Source organism: Lentibacter sp., assembly GCF_965657785.1.
Taxonomy (GTDB): Bacteria; Pseudomonadota; Alphaproteobacteria; order Rhodobacterales; family Rhodobacteraceae; genus Lentibacter.
Genome location: NZ_CBFHPP010000014.1, coordinates 36,747 through 58,701, shown reverse-complemented (window position 1 = coordinate 58,701; position 21,955 = coordinate 36,747). Strand labels below are relative to the sequence as shown.

Below are 21,955 nucleotides of genomic sequence, written 5' to 3'. Positions count from 1 at the left end.
TCGCGTCTCGTGCTGTCCATTTTGGGAGGACCTAATAGAAGCTGAACTGCGCGCAAGTTGACGGTCTTCTTATATATCCGTTTGATTTTCGCACATTGTGCGAAACCGTAGCCCAGTCGTAAGGGATGTGGACAGTGTCGTCAGGTTGGTCCTATGCCATCCCAACCTGAGCTTGGTTGGGCCTCATGTTGTTGGAGCGGCTGTTTACCCCGTCCATTGGGCTTGCCTGAATGTCTATATGGGACGTTGCATTAAACAAGCGTCCAAACTGGTGCGTCGACTTTTTTACCCGCTGGCACACCCAGCCCTTTGTCGATCATCGGCACGCGCAGAAGGCCCTCGTAATGCACAGGCCCTTTCAAAAGCAGCCCATGGTCTCCAAGCCAATCGCCCGATACGGCAAGCCAGAGATCAAGCAAAACGGATCATTTATAACTGGATAGGGTGCTACAACAACGAACGGCGCTCACAACGCCTTCGGCAAACGCTCACAAGACGCGGCATACTTCGGCTAAAGTGAAACACGAAAAGCGGCATGAACACACACCTGATGCATCGTAACCAAGCCGCAAAACTGTTCTCAAAAGCAGGACCACTTCAATCAGCCAAGTAAACTCTCTCTAAGCCGCGCGAACGATGGCTTGTCGAGAAGCTCCTTGCGATAAACGAGGTAGTATCCAAAGCCATCGCGCGCGACTGGCGTGCCAACACGGACAATCGCGCCTGATGCGACCAGATCATCCTCCAATCCCATGGTTCCAATTCCTATGCCTTCGCCCGCACTCACCAAATCAAGCATTGTTGGGTAGCTGCGAATTGTGGAAATCTTTCCACGGTCTGGAAGATGCTGGCCGGTCAGGCCACACCAGACAGGCCAAGTGACCCATCCTGCACCATAGGGGTCGCCGTGATCAAAAATGAAACGCGGGTCAAGCGTCGACAGTGGCGCATCTGGATCAAACTCTGGATGCTGGTCCAAAAACTTAGGCGCAGCGATCACCTGACAGTTTTCGCCAAATAGCAAATCTGCGCAGTTCACGCCAAAATCTCCGTTTCCGTAGCGGATAGAAAAATCGACAGACGGATCATCGAAGGCCCGATAATCATCGGCGGTCAGGAAATTCACGGTGGCGTCTGACGCCATCCGCAGCGCGCTGATCTTTGGCATTAACCACAGATGTGCAATGCCAAAGGACGCACCCACGACCAATTCGTCTTTGCCGACGCGTGTTACATCCCGAATGCCAAGCTCAAGACGGTCCAGAAGAGTTGTCGCGATATCCGACAAAAGGGCCCCCTCGCGGGTCAGCTGGATAACACTACCGTTGCGGCGAAAGAGCGGCGACCCGATCCAATCCTCTAACCGCGCCACATGACGGGTGACGGCGGGTTGGGCAACAGACAGCTCCCGCGCCGCATGGGTAAAATTGCTGTGCCGAGCAGCTGCCTCGAAGGCCAGAAGCGCGTTGAGAGGGGGGAGTTTGCGCCGCATGGCCATACCGCCGTGTGATAACAAAAAGGTATTGCAGTATTCCACTTTTGAGGATCGCGGTAAAGCCGATTGGTCTGCATAGTTCGGTAAATATAGTGGGAGACAAACAATGGAAAAAGTCGCGTTCACGCAGATGAAAGACGGCACAAAGGAGGAATATGCATTCCTCACCGAACATGAGACCGACTACGCCAAGGACACGGCCAAGAGACTGATGAAAGCGATGGTTGAGTTGGACGCGAGCCTGTCGGGCTATCAGGTAACACGGCTTGGACATTCGCTGCAATCTGCAACACGTGCCTGGTGGGATGGTGCTGATATTGACTGGATCGTCTCCACCTTGCTCCATGACATTGGCGATATCTACGCTCCCTATAACCATGATGAATACGCAGCATCAATCTTGCGGCCTTTTGTGCGCGAGCAATGCGCATGGTGCGTTCAGACCCACGGCGACTTTCAGATGATCTATTACGGCCATCACGTCGGCGGCGACCCCAACAAGCGCGACCGGTTCAAAGATAGCCCCTATTTCGATGATTGTGCCGTGTTTTGCGAACGCTGGGATCAGGCAAGCTTTGACCCTGCCTATGATGACCTGCCGCTTTCGTTTTTCGCCCCCATGGTCGAAGAGGTGTTTGCCCGCACGCCCTATGATCCGAATGTGATCCAAGCTGGCGTTCGTGCGCCGCTGACAGATGCGGCCGTGGCCGCCAGCCGCACTGCTGCCTAGCCGCTTTGAAGGTGTCCTTATGAGTGACCGCCCCGAAACATCGCCCCGTGCCCCGCGCCGCATCTGGAATTTTACGCCTGCGTTGCCGTTGCAGCTTGCGCCCTATTGGGATTGGCCGCTGCGTCCGCTCGCTTCGCTGGGTTATCTGCTCAAAAGCTGGAACCCTGTTGGAACGCGGCTCATGTTTCTTGCGCTAGCCGTGATAGTTTGGTCGTTCTTCACCCCCGAAATATCGCGTGCCCAAACGCTGCAATTTGATTGGGTGTTCGAGGTTTGGCTGCGCAACGTTATCTTGCTGACCTGCGTGGCGGGGGGGCTTCATTTGCTGCTCTGGCGGTTTGCGACACAGGGCGAAGACTACCGCTATGATATGCGCCCGATGATGAAGGGCGCAAAGGTTTTCTGGTTCAAGAATCAGGTCTGGGACAATATATTCTGGTCCTATGTTGCCCTACATTTCTGGACATTCTTTGAATGCCTGATGTGGTATGCCTATGCGAACGGCTGGGCAACAATGATCACGTTTGACAGCAACCCCGTTTGGTTCGTTGTGCTTATCGTGCTGATCCCGATCTATGCGGGCCTGTATTTTTACGCTCACCACCGCGTATTGCACATGAGGTTTATTTATCGCCATGTGCATTCTTGGCACCACCGCAACATCAACACAGGCCCATGGTCCGGCCTTGCAATGCATCCGGTCGAGAGCTTCATCTTGATGACCGATGTGTTGATCTTCCTGCTGATCCCTGCGCATCCCATCCATATCCTGTTCCTGATGTTTCACCACGGGGTCGGTGCGCCCACCTCCCATGCAGGGTTCGAAAAGGTGAAGCTCGGACGCGGTGTGGATATCGAAGTTGGTGACTTCTTTCACCAACTTCATCACCGGTTCTTTGATTGCAATTACGGAACTGGGGAAACACCTTGGGATCGCTGGTTTGGCACCTTCCACGACGGGTCTGCCGACGGCAATGAACTGGTCAAGGAACGGCGGCGCAAAATCTGGTCCAGTCAGTAGGGAGCCGCCGCTTATGTGCTCCAGCCCGAGACGTAAGGACACTGGGTTAGGGGATAGACCAAATGTGGAAACAGATATTCAGCCCGTTGTCTGGCCATCGATACGCAGTAGCGGTGAGAGGGGAGGTGCGCGAAGGTGCTGTGCGGATGGTGTGCAAACATCAGGGCGAATTTGAGTGTCCGTCAAGCGCGCTCACATCGATTGCGCCCAAGATCGGCTTTGCTTCTGATCCGCTTCGCGTTTGGGTGCGGGGCGCTGAGACGGACAGCGGCCAACGTGACGCTGTGACGAGCGCCGAGCATGACGTGATCAAAGCTCTAGCGGGCGCGAAGCGGAGGTTGAATTGCACCCACTGATGGAGCCTGTCTGGGGCACGCAAGCTGTTTCGTATGACAATGCACTCGCGAGACGATGATTGGCCTCTTCTAAGCATAAGTCATCCACAGCTTGGGCCCTTGGTTCGCACCCTACAGGTTTTACCAGCGCGTGGCGCTCGTTAGAATAACTCAAGATGCCCCGTGATATCCTGCCAGTTCTCGATGCGCTCTTTCACGATGTCGGGCTGCTTTTCTGCGACTGAATGCACCATGAAGTTCATGAGAGACACCAACGGCGCCGTCGTTTCCAGAAACGACCCTGTTTTCGTATGAACATGAAACACATATGAGGTGTAGGCATAGGCCCAGTTGTTGAACTCATCGGTAAAAACGATGATCGCTATCCCCCGCTCTGTCGCGATCTTGCAGATCATCTCTGCTTCGCGCGCGTAGGGTGTAACATCTGTCAATATCAAGACGTTGCTGCCGCGTTCTATAGATTTTGAGGGCATGGTCCATTCAACCAACCCGCCATCATGCACAGCCACAAACCGCACCGCATCCCGGACGATGGACAGGCGACGGGCGAAGTCTTCCGAGACACCTTTAACAGTCTGAAACCCCGTGAGAAAAATGCGGTCTGCCTGTGCGATCAGGTCGGTTGCGTCGCGCCATTCCTGCGTTGCGACTTGCTCGGCAAGTTTCAGAATGGCTGCGCTTTCCTCGTTGATCAGCGCGCTTTGGCTTGACGACATCAGGCTATGAAGGCGCTCGTGGCTTTGCACGTCTTGCTCGGGCAGGCCTAGCCTCAAGTCTTCTTTGAGGGCGCGCATACCTCGGTAACCGACTTTGTTGAGAAAGCGGCTGATGGTGATCTCGCTGAGCTGGGTTGCCTGCGCAAGAGATGCGCCAGTCTCAAGGCTTATTTTCTGTTGGTTCTGTAAGATGTAGCGAGCGACTTTGGCTTCCGACTTTGTCAGCCTTGGTAAGGCTCTTCGAATATGGCTCGAAACTCTGTTATCTGCCATGGCCCCCCCCCACAAAAGACAGTATTCTGTCATTCTTACCAATTTGTATATTTTGAAACCATTTTGTGCAAGTCTTCTCCGATAAGAGGGCGCGAAGCCCTTAAGCGAAACATCAGGGGAACACTCATGACCATAAAAACCAGCATCATTGCCGCACTTTTCGGTGCAGCGGTTACGGCCAACGGGGCCGCCGCAGAAGAGCTTCGCCTCTATAACTGGGGCGACTATATAAATCCGGAAATCCTCAAAAAATTCACCGAAGAAACAGGGATTGAAGTTGGCCTCGATACTTATGCCTCAAACGAGGAAATGCTTGCCAAAATCCAGGCTGGGGCCACAGGCTATGACATTGTGTTCCCGTCTGTGCATATGCAGGACATCATGGTGAAACTCGACTTACTCGCCAAAACCGACATTAACCAAGCTGCGGATTGGGGCAACATTGACCCCGCGTTTATGACAGCCGCCTCCGATCCCAACGGCGAATACTGTATGCCCTATGGCTGGGGCACAGTCGGTCTATTTTACAACTCCGAAGCCGCTGGCGACGAGATTACCAGCTGGGCTGACTTCTTTGCCATTCCAGAGAAAACGGGCAACAAAATCACCATGCTCAACGATATGCGTGAGGTTATGGCCGTCGGCCTGATCATGAACGGCAACAGCGTGAACGCTTCGGACCCAGCCGAGATCAAAGCTGCGATGGACACACTTATCAGCCACAAAGACGCGATCTCTGCCTTCACCTATGCAGTGCCAGGAATGATCTCGAGTGGTGACATTGCTGCGGGACAGTTCTTTGTCGGGCTCAATGCGATGGCCACGAACGTGGACGGTATGGAGTATGTCATTCCGAGCGAGGGCGCGACGATGTATCAGGAAAATATGTGTGTGCTGGCTTCAGCCCCGAACAAGGAAAACGCTCGCAAATTTATGGAATTCTTCCTGAAGCCTGAAATCTCAGCCATGAACACAGCGCAGCAGTTTAACGGTTCTGCTAATATTCCTGCCCGCGCGTTGCTGCCCGATGCGATCAAGAACAACCCCAACATCAACGTGTCAGCAGCCACGATGGAGCGCCTTGAGATGTTCAAGGATATTGGCGCGGCCGTCAAACAGTATGACCGCGCTTGGAACTCGATCCGCACGGCTGACTAAGCTCTACCCTAGAGGGCCAAGCGATCATCCGCTTGGCCTATGCCTCCTGATAAATCCGCAGTTTTGCCAAGGGTGAGCCATGTCCAGCTTGTTAGAGATACGCGATGCAACCCGCATTTTCCCGACGCCAGAAGGCGGCACCGTCAAGGCCTTGGGTGGCGTAGACCTAGAGATCAATACAAACGAGTTTGTGACGCTTCTTGGGCCTTCGGGCTGTGGGAAAACAACACTTCTGCGCGCAATCGCAGGGTTCGAAAACCTTGATGCAGGATCGATCCATCTAGATGGTCAAGATATGCTACGCGTGCCAACGCACAAGCGACCGATCAACACTGTTTTCCAAAGCTACGCTCTGTTTTCGCATATGAGCGTGGGCCGCAACATCGGTTACAGCCTTGAAGTTGCGGGCATGAAAAAGCCCGAGCGCACCCGCGAAATCGGTCAAGCCCTTGAGCTTGTTGGCCTCAATGGTATGGAAAATCGCAAGCCGTCACAGCTATCGGGCGGCCAGCGTCAACGCGTTGCTCTTGCCCGCGCTTTGGTTGCCAAACCGAAACTTCTGTTGCTTGATGAGCCGCTCTCCGCACTTGACCGGCAGCTGCGACAGCAAATGCAAGTTGAGCTTAAATCGCTACAGAATGAGCTTGGTGTTTCATTTGTTTTCGTGACGCACGACCAAGAAGAAGCCCTGACGATGTCGGACAGAATCGTTGTGATGCGTGCAGGTTTGATCGAACAAATTGGCGCGCCCCGTGATATATACCGCAGGCCAAAATCGCGATTTGTTGCCGAATTTATAGGTGAGACAAACTTGTTTCCTGTCACAGTGTCGTCTGAGGGCGCACGCACCGAGCATGGTCTCACCTTCACGCTCCCGGAGAGCGCAAAAGGCCAAACCGGCGACAGGGTTTTAGCGCTACGCCCAACCGAGCTTAACGTGATGGATGAGGGCACCAGAAGCCAGTCTGCAATCGCTGGTGTGCTCGCCCAAGAAATCTATCTAGGCTCTGATCTGCATTATCTAATCAAACCCGACGTCGGGGGCGAAGCGATCCGCGTGACAGCCCGTGACATTGGCACGCAGCGCTCTGTCGGCGAGAGGGTGCGCCTGACATATGCGCCTGAGTCTATTCATTTGATGGAGGCTGAATAGATGCGTCGTCAAACCGCTTTTCTGCTCGGCTTGCTCTCGCCCGTTACGATATATCTGGGCATCTTTTTCATTGGCCCGCTGCTGATCATCGCCGTTTTCTCATTCCTTGAGCCGGGCCTTTACGGCGGCGTGGTTTGGAACTTCTATCACTGGAATTATGGCCGCATCTTTGGTTGGGCTGACGGGTTTATCGAAGTTTACGAAAGCGTCTATCTGCGGATCTTGGGCCGCTCGCTTCTCATGGCATTGATCACAGTTGTTCTCTGCCTGATTATCGCCTACCCCGTTGCCTTCTGGGTGAGCCGACTGCAGAAAAAATGGCAGATGTTTTTCATGTTCCTCGTGACATTGCCGTTTTTCACGAGCCTCATCGTCCGGCTTTATGCGTGGTTGATGTTGCTCAAGCCATCTGGCCTGATCAATGATGTGCTCCTTGGCATCGGCTTGCTGGATCAACCGCTTGATATGGTGTTCACCCGCTTCGCTGTTGTGCTGGGCATGGTCTACGTGATGATTCCGTTTATGTTCCTGCCCGTCTTCTCAAGCGTTGAGCAACTCGACGATTCTTTGCTGGAGGCCAGTGCCGATCTGGGCGCAAAGCCTTGGCAGACATTTCTGAAGGTCATCTTGCCTCAAACAATGCCGGGGATCGCAGGCGGATCTGTGATTGTGTTCATCCCGTCGGTTGGAAACTTTGTTATCCCTGACATCCTCGGAGGGGCCAAAGGCCTGATGATCGGAAACCTTGTCGAGCAGCAGTTTCTGTCGGCGCGCAACTGGCCCTTCGGGGCAGCCCTTTCGATGTTGATCATGGCTGTCGTCCTCACTGTGATGTTGTTTTATGTGCGCAAGATTGCCCGTTCGGGATCAGAGCAGGGAGCATCATGATGAAAGCCCGTCTTGGCATAGGTTGGTTGTCTCTGACACTGTTCAGCGTGGCGTTCTTTATCTTTCTCTATCTGCCGCTCGGCGTGATTATCTATTATTCCTTTAACTCGAACACCCTTGATATGACTGTCTGGACAGGCTTCACTTTTGACTGGTATCTCAGCATCTTTGGTCTTTCCGATAAGACTTCTGCGATTGGCAGCTCGGGCGCTTACGTTGAATCCACAGACCAATTGCTCGCCGCGCTGCGCAACAGCCTTATCGTGGCGACAACAACAACTCTGATCTCGACAACGATTGGAACCGCGACAGCAATCGCTATGGCGCGCTACAGGTTCCGCCTGCGCGGGGCCTATCAGGGCCTGATGATGCTTCCGATGATGATGCCTGACATTGTGCTCGGCATTGGTCTTTTGATCTTCTTCGTGACGCTCGGCGTGAACCTCGGGCTGATGACAATCATCATTGGCCACTGCACATTTCTTTCGTCTTACGTTTTCATAGTCGTCTCGGCGCGCATGGCGTCGATTGATCCGGCGCTGGAAGAGGCCTCCGCCGACTTGGGCGCAAACGAGTGGGTGACGTTCAAGAAAGTGCTGCTTCCTCAGCTTATGCCCGGCATTGTCGGTGGCGCGCTCTTGGCGTTCATCATCTCGATGGATGATCTGGTGATCACCTACTTCATCGCGGGCACTGACAGCACAACCTTGCCGATGTTTATCTTTTCGATGGTGCGCCGTGGCGTGAAGCCCGAGATCAACGCCATCGCAACGCTGATTATCCTCGCCTCACTGGTAATTGCGATGATTGGATTGTATCTCAGAAACCGCCGCGTGGAGTGAACAGAATGAACAAACAAGCAAACAATCTCTCCACAAAGCCGCGCGCCCGTGATTTGGGCCTGCCCTTTCCCGGCGAGACAGGACCCTATAACGCGATCACCGATGTGGCAGGTGTCACAGTGGGCTTCACGACGCTGACGGACCCGTCCAAGGATATGCGCACAGGCGTCACCGCAATCGTCCCGCGACAGGATGAGGGCGCGCCACAACCCGTCTGGGCAGGGCAATATGCGCTCAACGGGAATGGCGAGATGACTGGCACGCATTGGATCAATGATGCTGGCTATTTCGCCGGCCCCATTTGCATCACCAACACCCATGGTGTCGGGCAAGTTCACCACGGCGCAACCAAATGGATGATCGAGCGCTACTCGAGTTATTTTCAGTCTGAGCACGCATGGGCCATGCCTGTCGTTGCCGAGACATATGACGGCGTTCTCAACGACATCACCGCGTTACATATCACTTCGGAGCACGCCCTTGACGCCCTGAATGCCGCGAAATCAGGCCCCGTCGCCGAAGGCTCGACGGGAGGCGGCAATGGCATGATCTGTTACGAGTTCAAAGGCGGCACGGGAACATCTTCTCGGCGCGTCAAGCTCGGCGAAAAGACATATACCATTGGCGCTATGGTGCAGGCCAATCATGGTATTCGGCCGTGGCTGACCGTGTTGGGAAAACCCGTCGGCCAAAACATGATGGAAGACAGGCTTCTGAAAGAAGAAACTGGCTCAATCATCGTGGTTCTGGCAACAGATGCGCCTCTTTCCGGTCTCGCCCTTAAACAGATCGCCAAACGCGCAGCTATCGGCGTTGGCCGCGGAGGCTCGCCTGGAGGCAACAACTCAGGTGACATTTTTCTAGCCTTCTCGGTGGCCAATGAACGGCCAATGCCGGGGCACGATGATGTCGTTATCCAAAAACAAGAGATCAACACCGAGTTCATCGACCCGCTTTATCTTGCGGCGGTGCAAGCTGTTGAAGAGGCCGTCATCAACGCAATTGTCGCGGGTGAGGATGTCGCAACAGTGAAACCCAAAGGCGCGATCTGTAAGGCGATTGATACGGAAAAGCTGGCACGGTTTTTTTGAGGCTGAAGCAATTGTCGTTAGTGTGGAGGCCGTCCTTCGCATATTTGAGATAGACGGCAGAAAATCCCCGTAGAACGCTGGCTCCTGAGCCGCTTCATTTTGCTATAGCAGCAAATGGCCGCAATGCGGGCTACGGCTGTGCGAACTTGACGGGCTGGTGCGCGGCAGGAATGGGCCGAGTGCGCTGAAGACCTGGGGCATTCTTGGCGGGTGTATGTAACGCTCGAGAGAGCCGCCTTATCGTGTAAGACAAGCTCTTATTTCTTATGCTGAGCCTATTTGATCGCGTTTGCATTTTGCGCGATGTCTCTGGCTTTGTCTCGCAAAACAAATTTCTGGATCTTGCCAGTTGATGTGCGCGGGATCGGCATGAACACGAACTGGCTTGGCACTTTGTAGGGGGCAAGCTGGTCTTTGCACCAAGCCCGCAAACTGGCAGCATCCGCAAATTTACCTAGGGCCAACTCTACAAACGCGCAGGGCGTTTCGCCCCATTTTTCGTGGGGCATGGCAACCACGGCCGCGATCTCGACTGCGGGGTGACGGTAGAGCGCTTCTTCCACTTCGATGGAGGAGATATTCTCGCCCCCCGAAATGATGATGTCCTTTGAGCGGTCCTTGAGCTGGATATAACCGTCGGGATATCGCACGCCCAGATCACCAGAGTGGAACCAGCCGCCTGCGAAAGCCTCTTCTGTGGCTGTCGGGTTGCGGAAATAGCCTTTCATCACGACGTTGCCGCGGAACATGACCTCGCCCATTGTTTTGCCGTCGCGCGGCACGGGCTGTAATGTTTCGGGGTCAAGCACATCGAGACCCTCAAGTGGCAGGTAGCGCACGCCTTGGCGCGACTTCAGGGTTGCCTGTTCGGCGGTGGGCAAAGCCGACCATTCCTGATGCCAATCATTCACGACGGCGGGTCCGTAGGTTTCGGTCAGCCCATAAAGGTGGGTGACATCGAAGCCAGCGGTTTTCATGTCGGCCAGAAGCTTTTCGGGGGGAGGGGCGGCAGCGGTGAAGAATTGCACCGTGTGATCGAGCGCGCGTTTATCGGCCTCGGGAGCCGAGATCATCAGAGACATAACGATGGGTGCGCCGCAGAGGTGAGTGACTTTTTCCTCGGCGAGTGCGGCCCAGATCGGCTCGGCGCGCACCTGACGCAGGCAGACATGGGTGCCGATAATGGCGGAGAGTGTCCAAGGGAAACACCAGCCGTTGCAGTGAAACATTGGCAAGGTCCAGAGATAGACAGCGTGCTTGGCCATCGACGTGGTCAGCGCATTGCCTTGGGCCAGAAGATAGGCTCCTCGGTGATGCGAGACGACACCTTTTGGGTCGCCCGTTGTGCCGGAGGTGTAGTTGATCGAAATGGCGTCCCATTCATCAAGTGGCATAAGCCACTCAAACGCAGGGTCGCCTGCGCTCAGGAACGCTTCATAGTCTTGCGCCGCGGTGCCCGAGGCGGGGCCGTTGAACTCTGCATCCTCATACTCGATCAGCAGGGGCGAGACAGAGGCCAGCGCCAGCGCCTCGCGCATCAGGGGCATGAATTCGCTGTCTACGATCACGATTTTGGACATGGCGTGATCCAGCTGAAAGGCGATCACGGAGGCATCAAGGCGTGTGTTGATCGAGTGCAGGACACTGCCGCTCATAGGGACACCATAGTGGCACTCCAGCATCGCGGGCGTATTGGCCAGCAAGGCCGAGACAGTATCGCCGCGCATAACCTCGTGTTGCACCAAGGCCGAGGCCAGCTGGCGGGCGCGTGCGTAAAACTCGGCATAGCTGCGCCGCAAAGAGCCATGAACCATTGCGGTATGATCGGGAAAGACCGAGGCCGCCCGCTCCAGAAATGTCAGCGGTGTGAGTGGCTGATGGTTTGCAGGAGTGCGATCAAGGCCTATGTTGTAGGGGTTTGGGCTCATGGCTCAGGCGTCCTGCCATTCGGGTGCGCGCTTTTCTATGAAGGCACCGATGCCTTCGCAAGCGTCTTGGGCGAGCATATTTTCAACCATCACGCCTGAGGCGTAGTCATAGGCCTGAGGCAGGGTCATTTCGCGCTGGGTGTAATAGGCGCGCTTGCCTGTTGCGAGGGTCATGCTGGATTTGGATGCGATCTTGCGGGCAAGTTCCATGGCTGTCTCTTCCAGCAGGTCGGGGGCGACAGCGCGGTTCACAAGGCCGATTTCAGCCGCCCGATCTGCCTGTGTCATGTCGCCCGTCAAAAGCATCTCCATTGCGTGTTTGTCAGCGACATTGCGTGACAGGGCGACCATGGGTGTCGAGCAGAACAGCCCGATATGCACACCTGGTGTGCTGAACAGAGCCGTATCGGCTGCGATGGCCAGATCACAGCTTGCGACCAGCTGGCAGCCTGCGGCAGTGGCCACGCCTGTGACTTCGGCAATCACGGGTTTGGGGCAGTTTACGATGCCCTGCATAACGCCTGCACAAAGAGACATGACCTTTGCAAAGTAGGCTTTGCCACCATCCTTATGCGCGCGCCCTGCTGTCATTTCTTTTAGGTCGTGGCCTGCGCAAAAGGCGGGGCCGTTGGCGGCCAGAACAATCACGCGCACGGCCGGATCGGAAGCGGCGTCTTCAAACGCTTGCCCCAGTGCGGCCAGCATTGCCTCGGAGAGAGCGTTGCGGCGCGCCACATCGTTCAATGTTAGGCGCAGGATGCCCTGAGCGTTGAGATTACGGATGAGAATGTCGGATGTGGTCATGAGACGCTTTCTTTCAGCTTAATTTATATTGATTTGGACGCTGTCGGCCAGCGTATTGGCAATAAAGCAGTAGCGGTGCGCGCGGTCTTGCATCTCGGCCATGTCTTCGGCGCTGACGGCAAAGCCTGTGTCAAAGCGCACCACCGGATTGAGATCAATCCGTGTCACCGACATCTGGCCGTTGGGGTTCTTGCCCAAATGCGCCTCGGCGTAGTCATGATAGCTTGCAACAGGCCAGCCCGCCTTTGCGGCGAGGGCTAGAAAAGTCATCATATGACAGCTGGAAAGCGCTGAGGCGAGAGCCTGCTCGGGGTTTGTGTTGTCTGGATGTCCGCCCCAATCAGGGGCGGAATCGACGAGCAAGTCATAGCGGTTGTTATACTGCACCGTGTGCTCGTTTGAGTAGCCACCCGCTTGCAACTCGGGTGACGCGCGGTGCCAATGCAATGAAATCGCGAGGTCTGACATACGGGTGGCCTTTCTCTTGAGGCGTTAGGCTGCTGCGATTTGCTTTTTAGGGTCGTAAAACGGACGCTCGCTGAGTGTGGCACGACTGACGCCAGAGTGGCTCACAACCTCAACCTCGGCCCCGATGTTGGCGTGCTCGGCTGAAACTATGGCCAGCGCGATATTCTGTTTCAGACGCGGCGAGTAGACGGCAGATGTGACCTTGCCGATGGTTTCACCGCCAAGATTGATAGGCCAAAATGTCGTGTTCGGTCCTGTGAGCGGTGCGCCGTCAATGATCAGCCCGATCTGTTTGCGGCTGACGCCGTCTGCCTTGATCCGGCGCAGCGCAGCCTTGCCAATGAAGTCTGCATCCATCTCAAGATTGACTAGCCTGTCAAAGCCAAGCTCGAACGGGTTGGTGCTCATGTCCGCATCCGCGTGATAGGAGAGCATACCGCCCTCGATCCGGCGGATCGACGATGTGTGCCCAGGCTTTAGGCCGAACTCCAGACCCGCAGCCATGATGGTCTCCCAGAGCAAGTCGCCCTTGTTGCCGTCCCGCAGGTAAATTTCGTAGCCCAATTCGCTCGACCAACCTGTTCGGGACACGATCAGGGGAATGCCATCAAGTTCAACCTCGCGCAGCCAGTAGTAGCGCAGGTCCATAATGTCGTCCCCGAAAAGCGCACGCATGATCTCGCCAGATTTGGGCCCCTGTAATTGAAGTGGCGATACGTCAGGTTCACAGATTGTGACATCAAGACCTGAATGGATCGCAACACCCTGCGCCCACAACAGGATGTCGCTGTCGGCCAGCGAAATCCAGAAATGGTTTTCGGCAAGGCGCAGCAGGATCGGATCATTCAGAATGCCACCATCGGCGTTGGTGATCAGAATATACTTGCACTGACCCACAGCCATCTTTGACAGGTCACGGCACGTGAGCATCTGCGTAAACTTGGCCGCATCCGGGCCAGTGATTTCGACCTGACGCTCGACTGCTACATCACACAGGATTGCATCGTTGACGAGGTTCCAGAAATTCTGCTCGGGGTTGCCGAAATCGCGCGGGATATACATATGATTATAAACTGAAAATCCTTGTGCACCCCAACGCACTGTGGCGTCAAAGTAAGGCGATTTGCGGATTTGAGTGCCGAAGCCAAAATCTTCTGCTTGCATTGTAACGTCCTTCCGTTTCCCTGTGATCAGCCAAATCAAGACCTGTTAGGCTTTGTCCGAGATGTACTCTGAGGCGAACAAAAAAATGGTCTTAAGATTCCACATTTGCAGCCCAACCAGGCCGTTTGGGACACGAAAACTGGACCATTTGGACTGGAGGCTCTATTTGGCGCGTGTGTTCGCCAGCTTTGGGATATTGGGCAATGCTGTTTTCACTTGTCGGGTTGCAAAGTGAGTCATGTAGCGGTCGATGCCAAGATCCTCGGCATGGAGGTCTTCAACAAAATCCTGAAATGCAGTCAGGCTGGGGCTGATCACTTTCATGATATAGTCAACGCCCCCGCCCGTGGCGATACAATCAACGATCTCGTCTCTACCGTTTATGAAGGCTTCAAAACGGTCGAAGTCGGCCTTGCGATGACGGCTGAGCGAGACCGTAACAATCACTTGGGCAAAATCAGCCAATTGATCCAAGCCGATATCGGCGTGATAGCCGCGAATATAGCCAGCAGCCTTCAACCGCGTCAGCCGCGCCCAACAGGGGGTGGCGGACAGGTTGCAAATCTCCGCCAGCCTTGATTTGCTCAACTGGCCATGCTGCTGCAAAGCCGTTAAGATGCGGATGTCCGCGGCATCAAGGGCAAGTCTCTTCATTCCATCAGCTCTTTCATGGTGGGACTCCACGCCAAACGGCGCAGAAGCGCGAGCAGGCTTAGCCCTCTCATATCCGACAGCCTTTCATCAGGACCCCGATTTTGCGACAAAATCAAGCGCGTCTCCGTCCAGACAATCCACACCGCCCTATAAGACTATATCTCAGAGCGCCTTCCCTGTCCTAAACACCCTGTCCCCCCAAGGCTAAAGGGCAGCAGTCAATGCCCCGGTTCAGTGGGGATTGAAGCAACTGTTGGTAAAGGGCTTCTGGTGATAGCGAGATACGGGTTGCCTCACGCTTCATACGCCCTGACGCAGTCTGGCAGGTGCCTTCTGGACACGTTGTTTTGTTAAACAGTATGGCGCCAAAAGCGGAGTGCATTCCAAAGGAAAAATCCCAAACTGAACCTTGGCGGCGGGTCTTGCACTTGCGTCTAAAAATGAAGACGAGATTGCCAGACAAAGCACGTGTCGCCCCAATGATTGGCCTATGCAAGGCAAACGCGGGGCGGTTGAGGAGGCTCATGGGGGCTGGTCCGGTTACAAGCCCTGCCGCTCACAGGCTCAGCACTTCGGCGAGGACGCTGACGGCGAGTTTGCGGGCGTCGCGGGCGGAGGGGACGAGGCCGATGGGGCCGTGGAGGCGCGCCAGAGCGGTCTCGTTGGCTCCAAGTCTCACAAGCTCCATCCGCCGCAGGTCGGCGGCGCGTTGGCTGCCTTGTGCGCCGACATAAAAGGCTGCGCTGGTCAGGGCCGGAGCCAGAATGGGCGGCTCCCATTCATGGTCATGAAAAAACAAGACAACAGCGCTGCGCGCATCAATCGGCAGGTCTTTAGGGCAGTGTGCGTGGGTCAGATGACGCGTGGCGCAACCTGCGCGGGCCACGGCCTCAAGCGTTTCTGTGTCGGGGGAGAGCACAAGATTGGGATAGCCCGCCGCCTGAACAAGCCCTGCAAAGGTTGCGGTTTCTGGGCCTTTGCCAAAGACAAAAAAGCAGATCTCAGGCTCGATTGTGACGCTGAAGATATCGCCCGTCCAGCCTGTCTCGCCCTCTGCCACAGCGCAGAGCGCGCCGCTGCGGCGATCCACTTCCAAAACGCAGGCCTCGCGCGCCGCATGATGGCTCAGCAGTGCGTCAAGCACGCGCACATCAGGGCGCGGCATCAGCAATATTTCAAGCCCGCCGCCACAGGGCAGCACGATATCGGCAAAAGGCGAGCCTTTCCCGTAGCGGACCTGATAGGGCGCGCCGTTTTCCAGCGCTTTGGCGGCATGAAGCGCAATATCGGCCTCGACACAGCCCGAGGAGAGCGTGCCAATGCGCCGCCCGTCCGCGAGCACGGCCATCATCGCGCCGAGCGGACGGTAGGAGGGGCCGTCAACATGGGTGATCACACAAAGCACGCCTTGGCCCCCCGCAGCAGACAGCTGGCGGATCGGCTCGATCACGGTGCTTGCGTCCAGAGAGGGAACGCTCATGGCGATGTCCTTTTTGTCAGGCGCATTAACCCTGCGCTAACCTTGTTTTGTCAAACTCGTCAATAACGGGTGCACATCCGCCAAAGAATTTGGCTCAAATGCTTCAGATGCAGGGTGTCGCCTGTTCCCTCTTTCCAGCTTACCATTCAATCGGCTTCTGGGCGTAGTCAAAGAACTGCCCGCTGTCTGCGGCGGTCAGCCCCAGCATCACATTGACCAGATTTTCAGCCGCGGTTTGCGGCGGCACAGTGCTGTGGCGTGCCGCATAATTGGCTGTGAACTCTGTCGCGACGGTTCCGGGGTGCAGGGCCACGGCGATTGCGTCTTTGTGGCTGCGGCCCAGCTCGATGGCCGCGCCGCGGACAAGCTGGTTGGCCGCTGCTTTTGAGGCGCGATAGGCGTGCCAGCCGCCGATATGATTGTCGCCGATAGAGCCGACCCGCGCCGTCAGAACAGCCAGCACAGAGCGGCCCTTTTTGGGCAGAAGCTTGGGCCCGTGGCGCAAGACATAGGCCACCCCGAAGGTATTGACCCGAAACACCTCTTCAAAGCTCTCCTGCCGTATCTGGCTCAGCGCTTTTTCAGGCGCGCAGCCTTCGGCGGCAAGCACGCCTGAGGCCATAAAGACAAGATCGAAAGGCGCGTTCAGCGCCTCCAGATGTGTGTTTACACTGGCCTGATCGGTGATGTCCAAACCGTCTTGCGCACGCGACAGCCGCGTGACGTGCCAGCCGCGCGTTTCCAGTTCTTGCGCCACGGCGGCGCCGATGCCGCCAGATGCGCCGATGATGAGGGCGTTTTGTGTCATTTTGCCAAGCTAACCCTTCGCGCGCCTATTGCAAGCGCTTGCCGGTTGACTATTTCTGTTCTGCCCCTTGTAGTTGCGAGTGATTTGCAATTACAGTTTCGAAACTTATAGAAAGGTCTTCTTTCATGCTCCGTGCCTCGCTGGTCTTTGCTGCGCTTTTGCCCGCCACAAGCCTCGCCGCCCAAGACAGGCTCAAAGTTGTGACAACCTTCACTGTCCTCGCGGATATGGCCCGAAATGTGGCTGGCGAGGCGGCGGATGTTGTCTCTGTGACAAAGGCAGGGGCCGAGATTCACGGCTATCAGCCCACGCCGCGCGATATTGTCCGCGCCTCTGACGCCGACCTGATCTTGTGGAACGGGCTGAACCTCGAGCTTTGGTTTGAGCAGTTCCTCGCCAATCTGGGCGATGTCCCCTCCGCCACGCTCTCTGACGGGATCACGCCGATCTCGATCGGCTCGGGCAGCTATGAGGGCAAGGCCAATCCCCACGCTTGGATGGGGCTTGAAAATGCGCTGGTCTATATCGCCAATATCGAGCGCGCGCTCAGCGCCGCCGATCCCGCCAATGCGGCGCTGTATCAGGTCAATGCCGAGGCCTACGCAGAGCAGCTGCGTGCAACGCTCGCGCCGCTCAAGGCCGAGATCGAGACTGTTCCCGCTCAAAGCCGCTGGCTTGTGAGCTGTGAAGGCGCCTTCAGCTATCTGGCGCGCGACCTCGGCTTGCAAGAGCTTTACCTCTGGCCGATGAACGCCGATCAGACAGGCACGCCCCAACAGGTCCGCCGTGTGATTGATGGCGTGCGCGCACATAATGTCCCCGCTGTCTTTTGCGAAAGCACAGTCAACACCGCGCCCGCCGAGCAAGTCGCCCGTGAAACTGGCGCGGCTTACGGCGGGGTGCTTTATGTTGACAGCCTCAGCGCCGAGGATGGCCCCGTGCCGACCTATCTTGACCTTTTGCGCGTCACAACAGAAACGGTCGCGCGCGGCCTCAAGGGAGCCGAGTGATGGACGGTATCCGCGCCCAAGGCGTCACAGTCACATATCGCAACGGCCACACCGCCCTGCGCGATGCGAGCTTTGACATCCCCCGTGGCACCGTCACGGCGCTGGTGGGCGTCAACGGCGCGGGCAAATCGACCCTCTTTAAGGCGATCATGGGGTTTGTGCCCGCCTCCAAAGGCGAGATCACCTTGCTGGGCAAGCCCGTGCGCGAGGCGCTCAAATCCAATCTGGTCGCCTATGTGCCACAGGCCGAAGAGGTCGATTGGGCCTTCCCTGTTCTGGTCGAAGATGTGGTGATGATGGGCCGTTATGGCCACATGGGGATGCTCCGCCGCCCCAAAGCGGCGGATCACGCGGCGGTGGATCAGGCGCTCACCCGTGTGAATATGCAGGCGTTCCGCAAGCGCCAGATCGGCGAGCTTTCGGGCGGGCAGCGCAAGCGTGTCTTTCTGGCGCGCGCGTTGGCGCAAGAGGGGCAGGTGATCTTGCTGGATGAGCCGTTTACAGGCGTTGATGTGACGACAGAAAACCAGATCATAACGCTTCTGGGCGAGCTGCGCGACGAAGGCCGCGTCATGCTTGTGGCGACACACAACCTCGGCTCTGTGCCCGAGTTTTGCGACCGCACGGTGCTTGTGAAAGGAACAGTGCTGGCCTTTGGACATACCGATGAGGTTTTTACCCGCGACAATCTGGAAGAGGCCTTCGGAGGGGTGCTGCGCCACATCACAATCGGCGGCGACACGCTTCATGAAGACAGTGACGAGCGCGCTGTTACCATCCTCACAGATGACGAGCGCCCTTTTGTGCAATATGGCGAACAGACCCAACGGCAGGACCGCGAGCCATGAGCTGGCTTGAGCCGTTCGGCTATGGCTATATGCTCAACGCCATGTGGGTCTCGGCCCTCGTGGGTGGGGTCTGTGCGTTTCTTTCGGCCTATCTCATGCTCAAGGGCTGGTCGCTGATCGGCGATGCGCTTTCGCATTCTGTCGTTCCGGGGGTGGCGGGGGCCTATATGCTCGGCTTGCCCTTTGCGCTGGGGGCTTTCCTTGCGGGCGGGCTTGCGGCGGGGGCCATGCTCTTTCTCACAGAGCGCTCGGGCCTCAAGACAGATGTGATCATCGGCCTGATCTTTACAAGCTTCTTCGGGCTTGGCCTCTTCATTGTTTCGATCTCGCCTGTCAGCATTGATCTGCAAAGCATCACCATGGGCAATATCCTCGCCATCACGCCGGAAGACACATTGCAACTGGCGCTGATCGGCGGCGTCACCCTCGCGGTGCTTCTGGCGAAATGGAAAGACCTGATGGTGACGTTTTTTGACGAAAGCCACGCCCGCTCGATCGGGCTACACCCTGCGCGGCTCAAGGCTGTGTTCTTTATTTTGCTCTCGGCGTCTGTTGTCGCAGCCATGCAAACTGTCGGTGCGTTTCTGGTCATTGCCTTGGTGGTGACGCCCGGGGCCACGGCCTATCTTCTGTGTGACCGCTTCCCACGGCTCATCCTGACCTCTGTCGCCATTGGCACGCTGACCAGCTTCCTTGGCGCTTACGTCAGCTACTTTCTTGACGGGGCCACAGGCGGCATCATTGTGTGTTTGCAAACCACGCTCTTCCTCCTCGCCTTTGTCTTTGCGCCCAAGCATGGCCGCCTCGCAGCACGCCGTATGGCGCGGCAAGCTCTGGAGGGGGCGCAGCCATGAGCGAGCTTCTTCTCCCGTTCCAGTTCCCGTTCATGCAAACGGCCTTTCTCATTGTCGCGCTGATCTCTGTGCCGACGGCGCTTTTGAGCTGCTTTCTCGTGCTCAAGGGCTGGGCGCTGATGGGGGATGCTGTGAGCCATGCGGTTCTGCCGGGCATTGTGCTGGCATACATCCTTGGCGCGCCGCTGATTTTGGGCGCGTTCTTTGCGGGCATGGTCTGTGCGCTGGCCACGGGCTATCTGAGCGAGAACAGCCGTGTGAAGCAGGACACCGTTATGGGCGTGGTGTTCTCGGGGATGTTTGGCCTTGGGATTGTGCTCTATGTTGGCGTGGAGACAAACGCGCATCTGGACCATATTCTTTTTGGCAATATGCTCGGAATCTCGCCCCAAGAGCTTTGGACCACAGCAGCTATCGCGGCCCTTGTGTCCGCCGCGCTTCTGATCAAATGGAAAGACCTGCTCTTGCACGCCTTTGACCCCGCGCAAGCGCAGGCCTCGGGGCTGCCTGTGATCTGGCTGCACTACGGCCTGTTGGTTGCCCTTTCGGCCACCATTGTCGCCACGCTGTCGGCGGTGGGTTTGATCCTCGCGATTGGCCTTTTGATTGCGCCTGGCGCGATTGCGTTTTTGCTGGTGCGCGAGTTTCGCACCATGCTTTGGGTGTCGGTTCTGGTGTGCTTTGGCTCGTCCTTGCTCGGGGTTTACGCGAGCTTTTTCATCGACAGCGCGCCTGCGCCGACGATTATCCTGATCCAGACGGGGATATTTATTGGCGCGTTTCTAAGCAAGCTTTCGCGGAACAGGTCACGTTCTGCTTATTGAGACTTCGAATTGTGCTTCGCACAATCCGACCGTCTGGGGGACCAGTCCCCCAGACCACAGGCCAAGCTGGGGGACCAGTCCCCCAGACCCCCTGGGATATTTCTGGAAAGAGGAATCCCTAGATGCGGAAGATCGGCTGGAAGAGCTTTGGAATAAAGGCGTTGAATTTCAGGGCCGCGTCTGTGGCGGCAAGGCAGATGCAGGCCTCGCCTTTGGCGGCCACGGGTTTGTGCTCGACGTGGTCGTCTGCGACCTCGACATCGCCAACCCCAAAGCGCCCGCCCTCATCGCTGAAGGCCCCTTGCAACACAAGTGTCAGCTCAAGCCCGCCGTGGGAGTGGTCGGGCATATCAAGCCCCGGTGGAATATAAAGCAGGCGCACCGAGCCTGACTTGCCGTGGCGCAGGATCGATTGGCGCACGCCGCGGCCCAAGGGCTTCCACTTTGGCGGGCGGCCTTTGAGCGCCTCCATGACGGGGGCGGGAAAAATGCTGGAGCGCTCGTAGACGGGCGCGTCTTCTACGGCGTCATCGAGCTGCGCCATGACGTTCTCGCGCAAGCCGCCTGACAGATCGGCGCCCTCATGGGCTTCCATTACGGCGCCACCGGCCATTTCATGCGCGGCCAGGCGTGCGCGGCACTCGTCGCAGAGCGAGATATGTGTCGCGACGACAAGGGCGAAAGGTTCGGCCATGCGCCCGCTGGCATATTCCAGCATCAGGGCATCGGGGATATGATGTTTGATGGTCATGACTTGCGTATTCCGTCCAGTTCGTGGCGCAGTTTTTCGAGGCCGAGCCTGATGCGCGATTTGATTGTCCCCAGTGGCAGGCCCGTTTCGGCTTCTATATCTGTGTGCGACAGCTCGCCGAGATAGGCCTTTTCGACCATCTCGCGCTGCGCCGGCTTGAGCTTGGCGAGCGCCTGTTTGAGCGCGCTGACCTCCTGATCAAGCGCCAGCGAGTCGGCGGCGCTTTCCTCTGTCGCTTCGCTTTCGGCTTTGAGCGCCTCAGGCATCGGGCGGTTTTCTTTGCGCAGAATGTCGATCTGGCGGTTGCGCGCAATCTGGTAGAGCCAGCTCGAAACCTGGGCGCGGGTCGGATCAAACAGATGCGCCTTGCGCCACAGCGTCAGCATCACATCTTGCACCATGTCTTCGGCTTGTCCCGAGCTGAGGCCCGAGCGCATGGCAACCCCCTTCAGCCTCGGGCCGAAGTGGTCAAACAGCTTCCCGAAGGCTCTCTTGTCGCGGTTGTCGCGCACAGCCAGCATAAGGCGGGTCTCTTCAGAGTAAGGGTTCAACTTTGGTTTGCCTTGAAAAGAATGAATAATTTGCTCGGCCGCCACCCTAGCGATCACGGGGGCAGGCGCAAGATCTGGTTCTGTTTCA

General features: G+C 56.7%; 24 protein-coding genes. 12 read left to right on the top strand and 12 right to left on the bottom strand.

The genetic code is table 11. The annotated features are described in order from the left end of the window. Positions 1-251: 251 nt before the first annotated feature. The gene (locus tag ACTF58_RS09670) at positions 252-419 is read right to left on the bottom strand and encodes a hypothetical protein (RefSeq protein WP_438991769.1); all 168 of its coding nucleotides are present in this window, start codon (positions 417-419) and stop codon (positions 252-254) included. A gap of 182 nt (positions 420-601) precedes the next feature. Beyond that, positions 602-1,492: a LysR family transcriptional regulator gene (locus ACTF58_RS09665; RefSeq protein ID WP_438991768.1), complete on the bottom strand. Its 891-nt coding sequence runs from the start codon at positions 1,490-1,492 to the stop codon at positions 602-604. Between the two features lie 109 nt (positions 1,493-1,601). Between ACTF58_RS09665 and ACTF58_RS09660 the strand changes: the two genes are divergently transcribed. The 3 genes from ACTF58_RS09660 to ACTF58_RS09650 all read left to right on the top strand — a co-directional run bounded on the left by ACTF58_RS09660 (position 1,602) and on the right by ACTF58_RS09650 (position 3,602). Continuing rightward, the gene (locus ACTF58_RS09660; protein WP_438991767.1) at positions 1,602-2,225 is read left to right on the top strand and encodes an HD domain-containing protein; all 624 of its coding nucleotides are present in this window, start codon (positions 1,602-1,604) and stop codon (positions 2,223-2,225) included. A gap of 19 nt (positions 2,226-2,244) precedes the next feature. Beyond that, a complete protein-coding gene (locus ACTF58_RS09655; RefSeq protein ID WP_438991766.1) occupies positions 2,245-3,246 on the top strand; it encodes a sterol desaturase family protein in 1,002 nt (333 codons plus the stop codon). A gap of 146 nt (positions 3,247-3,392) precedes the next feature. Further along, on the top strand, positions 3,393-3,602 hold the full coding sequence (locus ACTF58_RS09650) for a hypothetical protein (RefSeq protein WP_438991765.1): 210 nt from the start codon (positions 3,393-3,395) through the stop codon (positions 3,600-3,602). Positions 3,603-3,742: 140 nt separating this feature from the next. Here ACTF58_RS09650 and ACTF58_RS09645 read toward each other — a convergent pair whose 3' ends face one another. Next, positions 3,743-4,591, bottom strand: coding sequence for a MurR/RpiR family transcriptional regulator (locus ACTF58_RS09645; RefSeq protein ID WP_438991764.1), 849 nt, complete (start codon positions 4,589-4,591; stop codon positions 3,743-3,745). 126 nt (positions 4,592-4,717) lie between these two features. Between ACTF58_RS09645 and ACTF58_RS09640 the strand changes: the two genes are divergently transcribed. The 5 genes from ACTF58_RS09640 to ACTF58_RS09620 all read left to right on the top strand — a co-directional run bounded on the left by ACTF58_RS09640 (position 4,718) and on the right by ACTF58_RS09620 (position 9,723). Next, on the top strand, positions 4,718-5,749 hold the full coding sequence (locus ACTF58_RS09640) for a polyamine ABC transporter substrate-binding protein (protein ID WP_438991763.1): 1,032 nt from the start codon (positions 4,718-4,720) through the stop codon (positions 5,747-5,749). A 79-nt stretch (positions 5,750-5,828) separates the two neighbouring features. Further along, positions 5,829-6,902, top strand: a complete 1,074-nt coding sequence (locus tag ACTF58_RS09635) for an ABC transporter ATP-binding protein (protein ID WP_438991762.1) — start codon at positions 5,829-5,831, stop codon at positions 6,900-6,902. Continuing rightward, the gene (locus tag ACTF58_RS09630; protein WP_438991761.1) at positions 6,903-7,790 is read left to right on the top strand and encodes an ABC transporter permease; all 888 of its coding nucleotides are present in this window, start codon (positions 6,903-6,905) and stop codon (positions 7,788-7,790) included. Beyond that, positions 7,790-8,632: an ABC transporter permease gene (locus ACTF58_RS09625; protein ID WP_438991760.1), complete on the top strand. Its 843-nt coding sequence runs from the start codon at positions 7,790-7,792 to the stop codon at positions 8,630-8,632. Before ACTF58_RS09630 ends, ACTF58_RS09625 begins: the two co-directional genes overlap by 1 nt. Positions 8,633-8,637: 5 nt before the next feature. After that, complete coding sequence (locus tag ACTF58_RS09620; protein WP_438991759.1) at positions 8,638-9,723, top strand: DmpA family aminopeptidase; 1,086 nt, start codon at positions 8,638-8,640, stop codon at positions 9,721-9,723. Between the two features lie 275 nt (positions 9,724-9,998). Here the strand turns inward: ACTF58_RS09620 and ACTF58_RS09615 are convergent, their stop codons facing one another. The 7 genes from ACTF58_RS09615 to ACTF58_RS09585 all read right to left on the bottom strand — a co-directional run bounded on the left by ACTF58_RS09615 (position 9,999) and on the right by ACTF58_RS09585 (position 17,029). Next, the gene (locus tag ACTF58_RS09615; RefSeq protein WP_438991758.1) at positions 9,999-11,651 is read right to left on the bottom strand and encodes an acyl-CoA synthetase; all 1,653 of its coding nucleotides are present in this window, start codon (positions 11,649-11,651) and stop codon (positions 9,999-10,001) included. 3 nt (positions 11,652-11,654) lie between these two features. Then, on the bottom strand, positions 11,655-12,455 hold the full coding sequence (locus tag ACTF58_RS09610) for an enoyl-CoA hydratase (RefSeq protein ID WP_438991757.1): 801 nt from the start codon (positions 12,453-12,455) through the stop codon (positions 11,655-11,657). An 18-nt stretch (positions 12,456-12,473) separates the two neighbouring features. Continuing rightward, positions 12,474-12,923 carry an OsmC family protein gene (locus ACTF58_RS09605; RefSeq protein WP_438991756.1) on the bottom strand — a complete coding sequence of 150 codons (450 nt, stop codon included), beginning with the start codon at positions 12,921-12,923 and terminating at the stop codon, positions 12,474-12,476. Positions 12,924-12,947: 24 nt separating this feature from the next. Next, positions 12,948-14,087, bottom strand: a complete 1,140-nt coding sequence (locus ACTF58_RS09600) for a glycine cleavage T C-terminal barrel domain-containing protein (RefSeq protein ID WP_438991755.1) — start codon at positions 14,085-14,087, stop codon at positions 12,948-12,950. Between the two features lie 162 nt (positions 14,088-14,249). Then, the gene (locus tag ACTF58_RS09595) at positions 14,250-14,741 is read right to left on the bottom strand and encodes an Lrp/AsnC family transcriptional regulator (protein WP_438991754.1); all 492 of its coding nucleotides are present in this window, start codon (positions 14,739-14,741) and stop codon (positions 14,250-14,252) included. A 556-nt stretch (positions 14,742-15,297) separates the two neighbouring features. Further along, positions 15,298-16,221, bottom strand: a complete 924-nt coding sequence (locus ACTF58_RS09590; RefSeq protein ID WP_438991753.1) for an XdhC family protein — start codon at positions 16,219-16,221, stop codon at positions 15,298-15,300. Between the two features lie 139 nt (positions 16,222-16,360). Next, a complete protein-coding gene (locus ACTF58_RS09585) occupies positions 16,361-17,029 on the bottom strand; it encodes an SDR family NAD(P)-dependent oxidoreductase (RefSeq protein WP_438991752.1) in 669 nt (222 codons plus the stop codon). Positions 17,030-17,154: 125 nt separating this feature from the next. On the opposite strand from ACTF58_RS09585, the gene ACTF58_RS09580 reads away from it, so the two are divergent. The 4 genes from ACTF58_RS09580 to ACTF58_RS09565 are packed head-to-tail and all read left to right on the top strand — an operon-like array spanning position 17,155 to position 20,565. Then, the gene (locus tag ACTF58_RS09580) at positions 17,155-18,039 is read left to right on the top strand and encodes a metal ABC transporter substrate-binding protein (RefSeq protein WP_438991751.1); all 885 of its coding nucleotides are present in this window, start codon (positions 17,155-17,157) and stop codon (positions 18,037-18,039) included. After that, entirely contained in the window at positions 18,039-18,887 is an 849-nt protein-coding gene (locus tag ACTF58_RS09575) for a manganese/iron ABC transporter ATP-binding protein (RefSeq protein ID WP_438991750.1), read from the top strand. Before ACTF58_RS09580 ends, ACTF58_RS09575 begins: the two co-directional genes overlap by 1 nt. Further along, a complete protein-coding gene (locus ACTF58_RS09570) occupies positions 18,884-19,741 on the top strand; it encodes a metal ABC transporter permease (RefSeq protein ID WP_438991749.1) in 858 nt (285 codons plus the stop codon). The genes ACTF58_RS09575 and ACTF58_RS09570 overlap by 4 nt, the downstream gene beginning before the upstream one ends. Continuing rightward, positions 19,738-20,565 carry a metal ABC transporter permease gene (locus ACTF58_RS09565; protein WP_438991748.1) on the top strand — a complete coding sequence of 276 codons (828 nt, stop codon included), beginning with the start codon at positions 19,738-19,740 and terminating at the stop codon, positions 20,563-20,565. The genes ACTF58_RS09570 and ACTF58_RS09565 overlap by 4 nt, the downstream gene beginning before the upstream one ends. A gap of 118 nt (positions 20,566-20,683) precedes the next feature. On the opposite strand, the gene ACTF58_RS09560 is transcribed toward ACTF58_RS09565, so the two are convergent. After that, on the bottom strand, positions 20,684-21,316 hold the full coding sequence (locus tag ACTF58_RS09560) for a ChrR family anti-sigma-E factor (RefSeq protein ID WP_438991747.1): 633 nt from the start codon (positions 21,314-21,316) through the stop codon (positions 20,684-20,686). Next, a complete protein-coding gene (locus ACTF58_RS09555; RefSeq protein ID WP_438991776.1) occupies positions 21,313-21,837 on the bottom strand; it encodes a sigma-70 family RNA polymerase sigma factor in 525 nt (174 codons plus the stop codon). The genes ACTF58_RS09560 and ACTF58_RS09555 overlap by 4 nt, the downstream gene beginning before the upstream one ends. Positions 21,838-21,955: the final 118 nt, after the last annotated feature.

Excerpts from the sequence above, each read along its gene's own strand:
- ACTF58_RS09565 (WP_438991748.1), top strand. The coding sequence starts at position 19,738 with ATGAGCGAGCTTCTTCTCCCGTTCCAGTTCCCGTTCATGCAAACGGCC.
- ACTF58_RS09620 (WP_438991759.1), top strand. The coding sequence starts at position 8,638 with ATGAACAAACAAGCAAACAATCTCTCCACAAAGCCGCGCGCCCGTGAT.
- ACTF58_RS09645 (WP_438991764.1), bottom strand. The coding sequence starts at position 4,591 with ATGGCAGATAACAGAGTTTCGAGCCATATTCGAAGAGCCTTACCAAGG.
- ACTF58_RS09625 (WP_438991760.1), top strand. The coding sequence starts at position 7,790 with ATGAAAGCCCGTCTTGGCATAGGTTGGTTGTCTCTGACACTGTTCAGC.
- ACTF58_RS09655 (WP_438991766.1), top strand. The coding sequence starts at position 2,245 with ATGAGTGACCGCCCCGAAACATCGCCCCGTGCCCCGCGCCGCATCTGG.
- ACTF58_RS09595 (WP_438991754.1), bottom strand. The coding sequence starts at position 14,741 with ATGAAGAGACTTGCCCTTGATGCCGCGGACATCCGCATCTTAACGGCT.
- ACTF58_RS09640 (WP_438991763.1), top strand. The coding sequence starts at position 4,718 with ATGACCATAAAAACCAGCATCATTGCCGCACTTTTCGGTGCAGCGGTT.
- ACTF58_RS09630 (WP_438991761.1), top strand. The coding sequence starts at position 6,903 with ATGCGTCGTCAAACCGCTTTTCTGCTCGGCTTGCTCTCGCCCGTTACG.
- ACTF58_RS09635 (WP_438991762.1), top strand. The coding sequence starts at position 5,829 with ATGTCCAGCTTGTTAGAGATACGCGATGCAACCCGCATTTTCCCGACG.
- ACTF58_RS09575 (WP_438991750.1), top strand. The coding sequence starts at position 18,039 with ATGGACGGTATCCGCGCCCAAGGCGTCACAGTCACATATCGCAACGGC.
- ACTF58_RS09615 (WP_438991758.1), bottom strand. The coding sequence starts at position 11,651 with ATGAGCCCAAACCCCTACAACATAGGCCTTGATCGCACTCCTGCAAAC.
- ACTF58_RS09560 (WP_438991747.1), bottom strand. The coding sequence starts at position 21,316 with ATGACCATCAAACATCATATCCCCGATGCCCTGATGCTGGAATATGCC.
- ACTF58_RS09605 (WP_438991756.1), bottom strand. The coding sequence starts at position 12,923 with ATGTCAGACCTCGCGATTTCATTGCATTGGCACCGCGCGTCACCCGAG.
- ACTF58_RS09570 (WP_438991749.1), top strand. The coding sequence starts at position 18,884 with ATGAGCTGGCTTGAGCCGTTCGGCTATGGCTATATGCTCAACGCCATG.
- ACTF58_RS09585 (WP_438991752.1), bottom strand. The coding sequence starts at position 17,029 with ATGACACAAAACGCCCTCATCATCGGCGCATCTGGCGGCATCGGCGCC.
- ACTF58_RS09665 (WP_438991768.1), bottom strand. The coding sequence starts at position 1,492 with ATGCGGCGCAAACTCCCCCCTCTCAACGCGCTTCTGGCCTTCGAGGCA.
- ACTF58_RS09610 (WP_438991757.1), bottom strand. The coding sequence starts at position 12,455 with ATGACCACATCCGACATTCTCATCCGTAATCTCAACGCTCAGGGCATC.
- ACTF58_RS09600 (WP_438991755.1), bottom strand. The coding sequence starts at position 14,087 with ATGCAAGCAGAAGATTTTGGCTTCGGCACTCAAATCCGCAAATCGCCT.
- ACTF58_RS09590 (WP_438991753.1), bottom strand. The coding sequence starts at position 16,221 with ATGAGCGTTCCCTCTCTGGACGCAAGCACCGTGATCGAGCCGATCCGC.
- ACTF58_RS09580 (WP_438991751.1), top strand. The coding sequence starts at position 17,155 with ATGCTCCGTGCCTCGCTGGTCTTTGCTGCGCTTTTGCCCGCCACAAGC.
- ACTF58_RS09650 (WP_438991765.1), top strand. The coding sequence starts at position 3,393 with ATGGTGTGCAAACATCAGGGCGAATTTGAGTGTCCGTCAAGCGCGCTC.
- ACTF58_RS09660 (WP_438991767.1), top strand. The coding sequence starts at position 1,602 with ATGGAAAAAGTCGCGTTCACGCAGATGAAAGACGGCACAAAGGAGGAA.
- ACTF58_RS09555 (WP_438991776.1), bottom strand. The coding sequence starts at position 21,837 with ATGCTGGCTGTGCGCGACAACCGCGACAAGAGAGCCTTCGGGAAGCTG.